Consider the following 13,942-nt stretch of genomic DNA (forward strand, 5'->3'; position numbering starts at 1 on the left):
ACCGGGCTCTCAGCCGCCGCCGAGGCGGATCCGGGGCCTCTCCAGCGGCTCGGCGATCCCGGTGCCCTCCCGGATGCGATAGGCGCGGTCGAGCGCGAGGCCGGTGAGCCGGTCGACCGTGCCCGAGCCCGGCCAGCGGATCTCGACGGACTCGATCCGCGTCGCCCGGCCGAGGCCGATCTCCTGGCGGAGCGGGTTGGAGCCGAAGCTCCCGCCCGTGCCGGCGCGGCGGTGGATGCGTCTCGTCCCCTCCGGCCCCTCGACCGTCACCGCGATGCGGGCGCCGATTCCGGACCGGTTCGCCCGTTCGCCCACCAGCGTGAGCGCGACCCAGCGGTGGTCGAACCCGGGGTTCTCGTAGAGCGCGTTCGGCGAAAGGTCCCCCTCCATGGCGCCGCCGAGCTGGATGTGGACGTCGGTGTCCCCGTCGTTGTCGATGTCCACGAAGGAGACTGCGTGTCCCTTGTGCAGGCTCCCGAACCCGCCCGCGCCGGTGACCTCCTCGAAGCGGTCGCCGAGGTTGCGGAACATCCGGTTCGGCATCAGCTGCCGGAGGTCGGGGTCGCCCGTCCCGACGAGGAAGTCGAGCCAGCCGTCGCCGTCGACATCGCCGTAGTTCGACCCCATCGCGTACATGATCCGGTCGAGGCCCTGGGCGGCCGTGACATCGGCGAAGGCGCCGTCCCCCAGGTTCCGGTACAGGCGCGGGAGGGCAGCGGAGTGCGGTTCGCCGGTCATTTCGCGTACGAGGTCGGCTGTCTGCGCGGCGTAGCCCGCGACGTAGACGTCGAGCCAGCCGTCGTTGTCGAAGTCCCAGAACCAGGTCGGGAAGCTGGCCTGCGGTTCCCCGACGCCGGCCACCGCGGTCACATCCTCGAAGGCCCAGCCTCCATCTTCCGCCGGACCCAGGTTCCGGTACAGGCGGTTGGAAGCGTGGAGGACCGACAGGTACAGGTCCGGGCGGCCGTCGTTATCGTAGTCCCCCCAGGTGACGCCCTTCACGAAGTCGGTCACGTCGATGCCAACGGCCGCGGCGACCTCCTCGAACGTGCCGTCGCCGCGGTTCCGGTACAGTTCGCTGCGGTGAGACAGGCTGTCCCTCGACTCGTTTCCGATGAAGAGATCGAGCCAGCCGTCGCCGTCGAAGTCGGCCCATGCGCCGGTCTGGGTGGGGTGCTCGGAGTAGAGTCCGGCCTCCCGCGTCACGTCGGCGAAGACGCCGCCGTCGTTGCGCAGGAGGGAGTTGGGGAGCGGCTGGACGAGCCAGCCGCCGCGGAGGACGAAGACATCGGCGTCGCCGTCGTTGTCGTAGTCCGCGTGGACGAGGTTGAGCCCGCCCAGGAGGCCCTCGAGGCCCGCCTCGACCGTCCGGTCGACGAAGCGGCCCGCGCCATCGCTCTCGAAGTAGCGGAGTGGGTGCAGCAGGCCCCGGGAGGACGTCATCACGTCCGGCAGGCCGTCTCCGTTGAGGTCATCGACGATGGCGCCGCCGGAGAGGGAGACCGCGTCCAGGCCCGCGCGCGTGGCCACCTCCTCGAAGCGGGGGAGCTCCCCGGCTCCGCCCACGGCCGCCGCCTCGATCCGGTACTCGGGCGGGACGCTGTCGGGCCAAGTGCCGACCGTCATGGCGGCGAGGTTCAGGGCCCAGCGCGCGCGCAGGTCGTCGGGCCGCAACTGCAGGAGCGACCGGTGCCAGCCGATCGCCGCGTTGAGGGCCACGCGGGCGGAATCGGAGACGGGGGCGGGGGCGGAGGCGGCCGGGGGCACGGCGGGCCAGCACGGGGAGCGCTCCAGGGCCGGCTCGACGGTGCCCGCGGCGGACCCCGCGGCGGGGCATGCGACCTCGGCGCCGAGACGCAGGAAGGCGATCCCGATGAGTTCCTCGATCGAGCGGCGGAAGCCGGGGAAGGGCTCGGCCGGGGTCCCTTCCAGCGTCCGGTCGACGAAGATGAGCTGTTCGAGCGCGGGCTGGGTGTGCCCCGCGTTCAGGAGTTCGCGCGCGGCGTTCGCGACGCGCACGAGCATCTCCGCGCCGTCCGGCGACGGCGGCAGGTTCGTGAGGTAGCGGAGGCGCGCGGTGTTGAGTTGCTCGTCGAGCAGGGGGTCCGCCGAGTCGGCCAACGCGAGCAGGCGGGCCGACATCTCGATCGTCCCGTCCGAGGGGCCGCCGCGGCCCGGGGGTTCGGCGGACGGATCTCCGCAGCCGATGGGCAGCGCGAAAGCGAGCAGCGCGGCGGTGAGCGGCCCCGCCGCCGTGGTGTGCCGGCCCCGCGTCCGGGCCGCCGCATCGCCGGGGCTCATGAGCCTTCGCCCCGTCTCAGCGTGACCTCCCGCGCTCCGGCCCCGGCCTCCGGCGCCCCGGCCTCCACCGGGAACGTCTCCTCGAGCCCATCCGCCCAGCGAACCGTCAGGGCGCGGATGTCCGCCGCGCGCCCCAGCACCTGTACGAACCCGTTGAAGGACCAATACCCGCTCCCGAACTGGATCTCCCGCGCGGGACCCTCGCTTCCGTCGGCGTACCTCGGGCGCAACCGCGCACCACCCGCGCCGGAAGGCGCCCCGCCCGCGGACAGCCGAACGCGCAGCCCGGGCGCTCCGCCCCGCCCCCGCAAGATGAGGGTCTCGGCACCGTTCTGCCCGACGGCCAGGTCCCAGCGCCCATCGGCGTCGAAGTCGGCCACGGCGGCCGCGCGGGCGTCCCCGTACACCTCGACCCCGCTCTGCCGAGCGTCGAGGATCTCGAATCCGCCCGTCCCGTCCCCGAGCAGCACGGCTCCGCGACCCGCGTCGTGGCGCCCGAGACCCTGCGGGGTCGCGAAGTAGTTCTGCGCCAGGAAGAGGTCTTCGCGGCCGTCCCGGTCGAAGTCCGCCACGGCCACCCCGAAGGCGGGGGCGAGTTGGGCGGCCGCAGGCAGCGGGCGCGGCTCGAACCGCCCGCCGAGGTTGAGAAACGCCGTGTGCAGCAGCGTGACGGCGCTCGTCCGGTAGAGTCCCGTGCGTCCCGTTCCGAGGAGGTCTTCGACGGAGCTTCCCGCGAAGGCCTCGAACGTCGGGGCCTCCCGCCGCAGGAAGGGGAGCGTCCTTCCGAGCGTGAGGTAGTCGCGCACGGGCCACCGGACGCCGTCCGCCCCGGTCTCGAACTCGACGAGGTCGACGAGCCCGTTCCCGTCGAAGTCGGACGCGACCGCGCCGACGGGTCGCTCGGGGCTCGCGAAGCGGCCGGTGTTCGTACCCCACGCCGTCACCGCGAGGTCCGGGAGGCCATCCGCGTTGAAGTCTCCCGTCGCGACGCCGTTCCAGCGGCCGGTGTGCGTGTCCAGACCCCAGGCCGCCGTCGCGTCGGTGAAGCGTCCCCCGTCGTTCTCCAGCAGCCGCACGGGTCCCCACTCCAGGGCGAGGAGGAGGTCGGGATCGCCGTCTCCGTCCACGTCGGAGAACACGGCCCCGGAGACGAGGCCGATCTGCCGCAGGACCTCGGCGGCCTCGGCGTCAACGACCCAGTCGCCGCCCTCGGCCAGGAGCAGTCTCGAGTCGGCGGGCAGGGGGTAGGCGCCGGGGGTGGCGCGGGCGCCGGCGAAGAGGTCGAGGTCGCCGTCTCCGTCGACGTCGGCGGCCGCCAGGGGGCCCGTCGCGTGGCGGGTCGGCGGGACGGCCGGCGCGGGGTCCGGATCGAGGCGGGCGAGGGGTGGAATCGCGTCGAGGTCGGCCGGCGAGCGGGCTTCCCAGGCGCTGACGCCCGCGATGATGACCGGGCGGCCGGCTGTGGGGAGCGCGATGATGGACGTGTGGTCGCCGACGGCGGGGGCGCCGATGGGCACGGGGTCCGCCAGCCGCCCGGCTTCGTTGACGGCGAGCTGGGCGCGGCCTCCCGCCCCCGCCCCGACGAGCAGGTCCGGGTCGCCGTCCGCATCCGCATCCACCCACGCCACGCCCGGGCCGCCGCGGGACAGCTCGAGCGGCACGAGCGGCTGCCGGGCCAGCTCGTCGAAGGCCGATTCGCCGTGCCGCCCGACGGGCTCCGCCTCCGCGAAGAGCGCCGCACCGCTCCCCGCGCCGACAGCGCCACCCGGCCCGGCTTCGGCGCCCGCCCGGGCCACACCCTCCGGGCCGGCCGCGCCCTCGGGGCCACCCTCCCCCGCCCCGCCATCCGGGGGCGGCCCCACCTCGTAGGCGTGGTTCGCGAGCACCCGGACCGTCCGGCTCCGCCCCGAGGGCCAGACGATCGTCGCTTCGGCCGCCTCGCGGTCGCCCATCGCGAACACGAGCCCCGGGTCCGAGCCGGAGAGGTACATGCCGCCGGAGGTCACCTGCCGCGTCTGGAGAGGGACCGTGTCCGAGGCCGCGCCGGAGACGGCGCCCGGCGGCCCGGCCAGCGTCACGCGCGCCCCGATCGCCTGCGTGTTCCCCCCTTCCCCGAGCACGCGCAGGGCGACCCGCGCCCGCCCGGCGTCGTTGCGCAGGATGAGGGGCGGTTCGTCCAGCCGCGTGATCACGACGTCCCGGTCGCCGTCGCGGTCGAAGTCCGCCGCCGCGATCCCGTGGCTCACGTCCGGCTCCGTCCCGTATCCCCAACTCCGGGTCATGTCGACGAAGGCGCCGTCGCCGAGATTGCGGAACGCGAGGTTCCGCAGCCGGAGCGGCGGAAACACCCCGAGTTCCTCGCGCCAGTCCACCTGGATGCGGCCGGTCCGCAACGCCTCCTGCGTGTCCCCGTCGAGCGGGTCCCAGCCGTGTCCGTTCGTGATCAGGAGGTCCTCGTAGCCGTCGAGTTCCACGTCCAAGAACATCGCGCCCCACGTCCATTCCGAGGCGTCGAGCCCCGCCGCGCGCGCCGTTTCGGCCCAGGTCCCGTCGCCGCGGTTGAGTTGCAGCGTGTTCCGGTCCGCCGACGCCCGCGTTCCGTGTCCGCCGGGGGGCGTCCACCCGGCCGCGCCGAGGGCGACCTGCTCCCGTCTCCGCACCGGATCGGGCGAGAGCATCTCCGTCGTCACGAAATCGGTGTAGCCATCTCCGTCGATGTCCGAGAAGTCGACCCCCATCGAGGAGGCGCTCTCGGTGCGGAACGCGAACTCCGACGCGGCGGTGAAGACGCCGCCCTCGTTGAGCCAGAACTCGTCCCGGCTTCCCAGGTCGTTGGCGACGAAGAGGTCGGCGTCCCCGTCGTCGTCCGCGTCGAAGAAGCGCGCGACCAGTCCCCACGCCCTCGGCACATCGGCGACCGGTTCGCCGTCCTCGCTCCGAAACGCGCCACCTCCGGGGTCGACGGGCTCGAAGCGGCCCGACCCATCGTTGAGGTAGAACTCGTCCGGATCCGCGAGTTCGAACCGCAGCACCAACTCGCCGTCCAACCGCATCCGGTAGTGGCGGTCGTACGGCGGCCTCACGATCAGCTCGTCCCCCACCCGATCGGCCATCTCGCGCGGACTCCGCTCCGCGGGGCTGAAGAGGTCGTCCGCCTGGACCGTCTTGTAGTTGGCGAAGTACGCGTCGAGGTCCCCGTCCCCGTCGGTGTCCGCGAGCGCGAGCGTGCTGCTCCCCCATTCTCCCTCGAACCCCGCATCGACCTCCTCGAAGACTCCGCTCCCGTCGTTCAGGAGGAGCGCGTTCGTCCCCCCGTGCACTGCCACGAAGAGATCCAGGTCGCCGTCGCCCTCCGCATCGGCGAGGACGGCGCCCCGAGACAGCCGGTCCCCGAGTCCGGCGCCGGAGCGCTCCGTCACGTCCTCGAAGCGCCACCCTCCCAGGTTGCGGTAGAGGACGTTCGGCCGGTCCAGCATGCAGAGGTAGAGGTCGACCCAGCCGTCCCCGTCCACGTCCCCGAGCGCCGCGCCGACGCCGTGAATGAGCGTGCGGTTCGCGAGCCGGGCCTCCCGCGAGACGGCGGGGACCGCCTGGATGCCCGTGCTCCGCGGCGCCAGCGACGTGAAGCCGCCCTCGGCCTCCCCCCGGAACGACAGGAGACGCGCGCGGGTTCCGTCACCCTCCTCGACCCAGTCGATCGAGACCGGCGGGGCGGAGGCATCGCAGCCGGCGAAGAGGCCGGCGGCGCAGGCTGCGGCGGGAAGGAGGCGGGAGCGGGTTTTGCCGCGGGCGGCTATTCGCCGTCTCCGCGGAAGACAGACCGCATCCCCTCCACCGCGTCGCGGGCCCCTTCCGCCGCCCGCGCGAAGACCTTTGCCAGTTCCCGCTTCCCCGTGCCGACGAGCGGGATGTCGAAGGTGAAGTGGACCGCCACGCCGGCCGGGCGGACGTTCTCCGTCGGATCCGTCCAGCCGCCGTTCGGATCGAGGGCGCCCTCGATGTGCACTTCGACCGTGTCCGAGACCGCCCCGACCTCCTGCGCCACCTTGGAGAGCCGGGTCGCGAGCGCGTCGTTGCGCGAGGGGTTCGACTCCCGCTCGTCGAGCCAGAGGGCGGGCGGCGCGACGTCGATGTGGACGTACCCGAGCATCACCTCGCCATCGAGTTCCAGCGCGTCGTGGCCCGGGACGTCCGACGCGGGCGTGGCCAGGTAGGTACCGAGCCCCTCGGTGCCGATGTTGGCGAGTCCGAGCGCCATTTCGTCGATGACGAGTTCGACCATCGCCGAGGGCGCGTGGAGGGCGTCCAGCGCGCCGGACTCGAGGATGTCGAGTTCGGACTGGTCGTAGGCGATGACGCGGAAGAACCAGGAGAGCGGTTCCTGGCGGCCCTCGAAGAGATCCCGCGCGCCCAGTCCCCGGTCGCGGAGGGCGCTGAGGAGGAGCGCGCTCAACTGGTGTCGGGTGATTTCAGCCACGGTTCGTCCGACGCTCCGGGATCGTCTGGTGTCGTGTCGCTAGGGCGTGATCATGACGTGGGCGTTCGCCGTGCCCGCCGCCATCAGCCATGCGCCCCGGGTCGCCCTCGTGGGAAGTCCCAGGTCCTCGGCCGTCGCGAAGGGCGTGTAGATGACCGACTGGTGGCGCTGCACCGCGTCCATGTCCCCGGACCAGCCCTCGGCCGCGTAGATCGCGTGCAGGAAGGCGTAGCTCGGCATCTCCAGCGTGCCCGCCTCGATCTCGGCCATCCGCTGCTCGACGTTGGGCCGGCCGACGGTCCCCTGCGAGGTGAGTTCGCGGCCGCGCGCCATGTAGGGCTCGAGCGACGTATGGTAGCAGGCGGAGTGGAACCCGTCGGCGGCCGGGTCATCCGCGATGCAGATGAACGGCCCGGCGCCCTCGCGCAGCGTCACCCACTCGTCCCCCTGCTTCTGGATGACCTTCGCGGTCGCCTGCTCCGTCTCGGTGGGGATGGGCGCGATGGCGAGCGCGACCGCGTCCTGGGCGGCCAGGTCCGATGCGACGGCCGACAGCGCGGCAGCCGACAGCGCGGCGGCCGTTACGGCGAAGGCGGTGAACGAACGGCGAAACATGCGGTCCTCCCGGGGCTGGAACTTTCGGGGAATAGGCACTCACCGGCGCCGCCGCGCAATCGAGAGCCCGCGGTGCGTTGCGCGCGGCGGTCGTGCGGTCAAGATTCGCGGCGCCGCCGCATACGCAGCCGGACCGTGGATCAACACCGTGGATGATGGGAGTCGCCCTTGAGCGTTCGAATCTGTGTCCCGCGGGAGACCGCCGCCGGGGAGTCGCGGGTCGCCCTCACGCCGGACGGGGCCAGGCGCCTGCTCTCGGATGACATTTCGATCGCCGTCGAGGCGGGCGCGGGACGGGCGGCCGGCTTCCCCGACGCGGACTACGAGGACGCGGGGGTGGAAATCGTCCCCGACGCCGGCCGGCTCCTGGGCGAGGCCGACATCGTGTTCAAGGTCGCTCCGCCCTCGGAGACCGAGGCGGACGGACTCCGGGAGGGTTCGATCCTCGCGTGTCTCCTCCAACCGCACGAGAACGCGGCGCTGATCGAGCGCCTCGCCGACGGCGGGATCACGGCGCTGGCGCTGGAACTGGTGCCGCGAATCACGCGCGCGCAGTCGATGGACGCCCTCTCGTCGCAGAGCAACCTGGCGGGCTACAAGGCCGTCCTCCTCGGCGCGAACTCGCTCGGACGGATCTTCCCCCTCCTCATGACGGCGGCCGGGACGCTCTCCCCGGCGCGCGTGCTCGTGCTCGGGGCCGGGGTCGCGGGGCTGCAGGCGATCGCGACGGCGCGCCGGCTCGGGGCGGACACCTGGGGCTACGACATCCGCGCCGCCGTGCGCGAGGAGGTGGAGAGCCTCGGGGCGAAGTTCGTGGACCTCCAGGAGGGCGCCGAGGGCGCGGCGGAGGACGCCGAGACGGAGGGCGGCTACGCGAAAGAACTGGAGGAGGCGGAGCAGGCGCGGCAGCGGGAGTTGCTCGCGCAGCACGTGGCGCGGGCGGACGTCGTCATCACGACGGCGCTCGTACCCGGCCGACCCGCCCCTGTACTCATCACCGAGGAGACGATGGACCGGATGAAGGATGGCTCGGTGATCGTCGACCTGGCGGGCGAGGCGGGAGGCAACTGCGCCCTGTCGACGCCGGGCGAGACGGTGGTGGAGCGCGGCGTCACGATCCACGCTCCGCTCAACGTGCCGGGGTCGCTTCCCTACCACGCCAGCCAGTTGCTCGGACGCAACCTCTCCGCGCTCGTGAAGCCGATGATCGGGGAGGAGGGCGTGTCCGTGGACCTGGCGGACGACGTGATCGGGCCCTGCTGCGTGACGCACGCGGGCGAGGTCCGGTTCGGCGCGTGACGCACGCATGATGACGGAGCCCGGAGCCGTCGCTCCCGGGCGCAACCCAACGACGAGGCCTGGCCGATGGAAGGAACGCTCCTGATCGGACTGTATGTGTTCGTGCTCGCGATGTTCGTGGGCTTCGAACTCATCACGAAGGTGCCGCCCACGCTGCACACCCCCCTCATGTCGGGATCCAACGCGATCTCCGGGATCTCGATCGTGGGCGCGCTGCTCGTGATCGGACGCGCCGGAGACGCGGTTCTCATGCGGTGGATCGGGCTCGCCGCGCTGATCCTCGCCACGATCAACGTCGTGGGCGGTTTTCTCGTCACCGACCGCATGCTCCAGATGTTCAAGAGCAAGGACGCGAGCTGAGCGATGGAAATGTCAGGATTCTCCGCGATTATCCCGCTCGCCTACCTGGCGTCCGCCGTCCTCTTCATCCTCGGGATCAAGCGGCTCAGCCATCCGGACACGGCGGCGGGCGGCAACCGGCTCGCCGCCATCGGCATGCTGCTCGCGGTGATCGCGACGCTGCTCGAGAGCGGTCTGGAATACACCTGGATCATCGCCGGCGTCGCCATCGGAGGGCTGATCGGCGCCATCATGGCCCGGACGGTGAAGATGACCGCCATGCCGGAGATGGTGGCGGTGTTCAACGGGTTCGGCGGGGCCGCGTCCGGGCTCGTCGCGGTCGGGGAGTACCTGCGGGTCGCGGGGGGCGCGGGTGCGGAGACGCTCGCCATCGACTCCGGGGTGTCGATCATGGCCGGGACGCTGATCGGCGCCGTCACCTTCTCGGGCAGCATGATCGCGTTCGGGAAGCTGCAGGGGTTCGTGACCGGCAACGCCATCTCGAACCCGCTCGTGAAGTTCTCCGCCGGCCTCCTCCTTGGCTTCGCCGTGGTCCTGGCGGTCTACCTGGTCGGCTTCGAATCCAACCTCGTCTTCTACTGGTGTCTCATCGCGGCCGCGCTCATCCTCGGCGTCCTGTTCGTGATCCCCATCGGGGGCGCGGACATGCCGGTCGTGGTGGCGCTGCTCAACTCCTATTCCGGGCTCGCGGCGGCGTCGGCCGGGTTCGTGCTGGAGAACAACGCGCTCATCATCTCGGGCGCGCTGGTCGGCGCCTCGGGACTCATCCTCACGGGCATCATGTGCCGCGCGATGAACCGCTCGCTCGCGAACGTCCTGTTCAGCGCCTTCGGCACGGGGGCGGCGACGGCGGGGCGCGCGGCGGACGGCGACCGGGTGGCGACGCCGATCGAGGCCGAGGACTCCGCCATGGTCCTGGGCTACGCCTCGCAGGTCATCTTCGTCCCGGGCTACGGGCTCGCGGTGGCGCAGGCGCAGCACCGGGTGCGTGAACTCGCCGACCTGCTGACCGAGCGCGGCGTCTCGGTGCGCTACTGCGTGCACCCGGTGGCGGGTCGGATGCCCGGCCACATGAACGTCCTCCTCGCCGAGGCGAACGTGCCCTACGAGCAGCTCTGCGAGCCCGAGGACGTGAACCCGGACATGGAGAACATCGACGTCGCCGTGGTCGTGGGGGCGAACGACGTCGTGAACCCGCTCGCCCGCGACGACCCCCAGAGCCCGATCGGCGGCATGCCGATCATCGAGACGGACCGCGCGAAGACGTGCATCGTCATCAAGCGCTCGCTCTCGGTGGGCTACGCGGGCATCGACAACCCGCTCTTCTACCTGCGGAACAACCGCATGTTCTTCGGAGACGCCTCCGACGCCCTCGCCCGCATCACGGAGGAAGTGAAGCAACTCTGACGGCGGGGCGTGTCAGGTCTCCTCCAACGCCTCGGGGTCGGCAACGCGAAGCTCACAGTCGAGGCCCACCGGATAGCGGGCGCTTTCCGGTACCTACCGACTCGTGAGGCTGCCGATGCCCGTGCCGCGTTCGCCGGACGCGGGTGCCTGGCGTGATTGTCGCGGCGGGCTTTGTCCATCTAGGTTGGCGCTCCCGTGCGACCCGACCGCGCCAGGCCGTCGGTGCCGCGCGTCCGCAACCGGACTACGTGCCGCCGTAACAGGAGCGAGAGCCCCATGCGCAAGCTGGCCATCATCACGCCGACCACGCTCACCCTCGCCGCAGCCGTCTTCGTCGCGGCGGACCTCGCCGTCGCGCCCTCGGCGCTCGCCGCCCAGGAGGCGGTGGTGTTCGACTCCGCCGACGTCGCGGGCCTCAACTTCCGGTCCATCGGGCCGCCCCGGGGCGGGCGAAGCACCGCCGTGGCGGGGATCACCGAGCAGCCGCTCACCTACTTCATGGGCGCGACCGGCGGCGGCGTGTGGCGCACGGACGACGCCGGCCTCAACTGGCGCAACATCTCCGACGGCTACTTCGGGACGGGGGCCATCGGGTCGATCGACGTGGCGGACAGCGACGCGAACGTCATCTACGTGGGCACGGGATCGTCCTGCATCCGCGGCAACATCTCGAAGGGAATCGGCCTCTACCGCAGCACCAACGGCGGCGACTCGTGGACCCACATCGGGCTCCCGAACTCGGGCCAGATCGGCGACATCCAGGTCCACCCGCACGATGCCGACATCGCTTTTGTGGCGGCGCTCGGCGATCCCTTCGGCCCCAACCCGGAGCGCGGCGTGTTCCGCACGACGGACGGCGGCGACACGTGGGACCACGTCCTCGCGATCTCCGACTCCACGGGCGCCGTGGACCTCGCGATCAACCCGTCGAATCCGCGCATCGTCTTCGCCTCGGCGTGGCGGGCCGAGCGGAAGCCCTGGACCGCGACGTCGGGCTCGGAGGAGTCCGGCGTCTTCCGGTCGACCGATGGCGGGGACACGTGGGACCGGCTCGAGGGCGGGCTCCCCACCGGCCTCGTCGGCAAGTCCGCCGTCACCGTCTCCCGGGCGAACCCCGACCGCGTGTGGGTGCTCATCGAGGCGTCCGACGACCGCGGCGGCGTCTACCGCTCCGAGGACGGCGGCGACACCTGGCGGCGGGTGAACAGCGACCGCGGACTCCTGCAGCGGGCGTGGTACTACACGCACATCTACGCGGACCCGGTGGACGAGAACACGGTCTACGCCCTCAACGTGGGCTACAACAAGTCGGTCGACGGGGGCGTGACGTGGCAGAGCTACGGCGTCCCGCACGGGGACGTGCACGACCTCTGGATCAACTACGAGAACCCCGACTTCCAGGTCGTGGCGAACGACGGCGGCGGCCAAGTGACGACGACCGGCGCGGAGAGCTGGTCCACCTACTACAACCAGCCCACCGCCGAGATGTACCGCGTGTTCGTCGACAACCAGTTCCCCTACCGCGTGTACGGTTCGCAGCAGGACAACTCCACGATCATGGTGCCGAGCCGCGGCATGCCGGCGGTGCAGCAGGCGCAGCACTGGGCGGCGGTCGGGGGCTGCGAGAGCGGTCACATCGCGATCGATCCGCGGAACCCGAACGTGACGTACGCGGGCTGCTACGGCGGCAGCATCAACCGGGTGGACCGCGAGACGGGCGACGTGCGGCAGATGCTCCTCTACCCGCAGCTCCAGCTGGGGCAGGCGCCGAAGACGATGAAGCACCGCTTCCAGTGGAACGCGCCCATCCGGATCTCCCCGCACGACCACGACGTCATCTATCACACCTCGCAGTACGTGAACCGGACCTCCGACGCGGGATACTCGTGGGAGACGATCAGCCCCGACCTCACGCGCAACGACACGACGAAGATGTTGCACGCGGGCGGACGCATCACGTGGGACAACACCGGAGTGGAGATGTACGGGACGATCTTCGCCTTCGAGGAATCGCCGCACGAGGCGGGGGTCCTGTGGGCGGGCTCCGACGACGGCCTCATCCACATCTCCCGCGACGACGGGGCGAGCTGGGAGAACGTGACGCCGGGCGACCTGCCCGAGTTCTCGACGGTCAACGGGATCGACCTCTCGGCGCACGGCCCGGGGCGGGCGCACGTCGCCGTCTACCGCTACCGGATGCAGGACGACACGCCCTACATGTGGCGCACCGACGACTACGGGGCGAGCTGGACCCGCCTCTCGGCGGACGGGATCGAGCCCGGCCACTTCGTGCGCGTCGTGCGCGAGGATCCGGTGCGGGAGGGCCTCCTCTACGCGGGCACCGAGTTCGGGTTCTACGTGAGCTTCGACGGCGGCGACAGCTGGCAGCGCTTCCAGCAGAACCTGCCGATCACGCCGATCACGGACATGCAGGTGCACGAGGGCGACCTCGTCATCGGCACGCAGGGCCGCTCGTTCTGGATCCTCGACGACGTGACGCCGCTGCGGGCGATGTCCCCGGCCTCGCTGGCGGCCGACGTCCACCTCTACCCGCCGCGCGATGCGGTGCGCGCGCAGGTCGTCTTCCCCAACGGGGCAACGATTCACTTCGCGCTCGGCGAGGGGATGGAGGAGACGATCGACGTCGAGATCGTGGATGGGGGCGGCGAGGTCGTGCGGGTGTACTCCTCGAACCCCGGTTCGTGGGACGATGAGGCGAAGGCGGCGATCGGGCGCGCGTCGACGTGGTCGCCGGATCGGCTGCAGACGAGCGCGGGTCTGAACCGGATGGTGTGGAACCTCCAGGGAGAAGGGCCCGATCTCGTTCAGGGCGCGCGGATCTGGGGCTTCACGGGCCGGGTGCCCGCCGTGCCCGGGCGCTATGAGGTGCGCCTGACGGCGGGCGAGGCGACGCAGACGCAGCCGCTGGCGGTCCACATCGATCCGCGGGTGGCCGACCAGGTCACGGTCGCCGACCTGCGGCAGCAGCACGAGCTGATGGTCCGGGTGCGCGGCCTCCTCCAGCAGTCGCACGACGCCGTGCGCGAGGTGCGGTCGATCCGGTCGCAGATGAGCGACATCGCGACGTCCGTCGAAGAGGCCGGCTACGGCGACGACTTCACGGAGATGGCGGACGCCGCGGGCGAGAAGCTCACGGATGTCGAGGAGGAACTCTTCCAGACGCGGAACCGCTCGGGGCAGGACATGCTCAACTTCCCGCCCATGCTCGACAACGAGATCGCCAACCTGTACGGCTACATCGCGTCCACCTACGACCGGCCCAACGCGGTCGCGGCCGTCCGCGCCGACGAAATCGAGGCCGAACTCGGCGGGTGGCTGACCACGCTCCAGCAAATCATCGACACGGACGTCGCGGAGTTCAACAACCGCCTGCGCGAGGCCGGCGTCCCCGGCGTCATCGTGCGCACCCCGCCCCGCGCCACGAGCTGACCGGCGTGGGCGCCCGTTGGCGGCGGTCGTCGC

At 71.7% G+C, this 13,942-nt stretch carries 8 protein-coding genes; 4 read left to right on the forward strand and 4 right to left on the reverse strand.

The window, feature by feature from the left end:
* Positions 1 to 9 precede the first annotated feature (9 nt).
* The 4 genes from RN743_RS01330 to RN743_RS01345 all read right to left on the reverse strand — a co-directional run bounded on the left by RN743_RS01330 (position 10) and on the right by RN743_RS01345 (position 7,393).
* The gene (locus tag RN743_RS01330; protein ID WP_310775444.1) at positions 10 to 2,301 is read right to left on the reverse strand and encodes a CRTAC1 family protein; all 2,292 of its coding nucleotides are present in this window, start codon (positions 2,299 to 2,301) and stop codon (positions 10 to 12) included.
* On the reverse strand, positions 2,298 to 5,813 hold the full coding sequence (locus RN743_RS01335) for a VCBS repeat-containing protein (RefSeq protein WP_310775446.1): 3,516 nt from the start codon (positions 5,811 to 5,813) through the stop codon (positions 2,298 to 2,300). Before RN743_RS01335 ends, RN743_RS01330 begins: the two co-directional genes overlap by 4 nt.
* 281 nt (positions 5,814 to 6,094) lie before the next feature.
* Positions 6,095 to 6,778, reverse strand: a complete 684-nt coding sequence (locus tag RN743_RS01340) for a hypothetical protein (protein WP_310775448.1) — start codon at positions 6,776 to 6,778, stop codon at positions 6,095 to 6,097.
* Between the two features lie 39 nt (positions 6,779 to 6,817).
* Positions 6,818 to 7,393, reverse strand: a complete 576-nt coding sequence (locus RN743_RS01345; protein WP_310775450.1) for a hypothetical protein — start codon at positions 7,391 to 7,393, stop codon at positions 6,818 to 6,820.
* Positions 7,394 to 7,561: 168 nt separating this feature from the next.
* Here RN743_RS01345 and RN743_RS01350 point away from each other — a divergent pair, with 168 nt between their 5' ends.
* From RN743_RS01350 to RN743_RS01365, 4 genes are all read left to right on the forward strand, one after another.
* Positions 7,562 to 8,692 (forward strand): Re/Si-specific NAD(P)(+) transhydrogenase subunit alpha, encoded by a 1,131-nt coding sequence (locus RN743_RS01350; protein WP_310775452.1) that lies wholly within the window; start codon positions 7,562 to 7,564, stop codon positions 8,690 to 8,692.
* Between the two features lie 66 nt (positions 8,693 to 8,758).
* Positions 8,759 to 9,052: an NAD(P) transhydrogenase subunit alpha gene (locus RN743_RS01355; RefSeq protein WP_310758303.1), complete on the forward strand. Its 294-nt coding sequence runs from the start codon at positions 8,759 to 8,761 to the stop codon at positions 9,050 to 9,052.
* 9 nt (positions 9,053 to 9,061) lie between these two features.
* Positions 9,062 to 10,459 carry an NAD(P)(+) transhydrogenase (Re/Si-specific) subunit beta gene (locus RN743_RS01360; RefSeq protein ID WP_343218973.1) on the forward strand — a complete coding sequence of 466 codons (1,398 nt, stop codon included), beginning with the start codon at positions 9,062 to 9,064 and terminating at the stop codon, positions 10,457 to 10,459.
* Positions 10,460 to 10,735: 276 nt separating this feature from the next.
* The gene (locus RN743_RS01365) at positions 10,736 to 13,909 is read left to right on the forward strand and encodes a hypothetical protein (RefSeq protein WP_310775456.1); all 3,174 of its coding nucleotides are present in this window, start codon (positions 10,736 to 10,738) and stop codon (positions 13,907 to 13,909) included.
* Positions 13,910 to 13,942 lie beyond the last annotated feature (33 nt).

This window comes from Candidatus Palauibacter scopulicola, assembly GCF_947581915.1.
Taxonomy (GTDB): domain Bacteria; phylum Gemmatimonadota; class Gemmatimonadetes; order Palauibacterales; family Palauibacteraceae; genus Palauibacter; species Palauibacter scopulicola.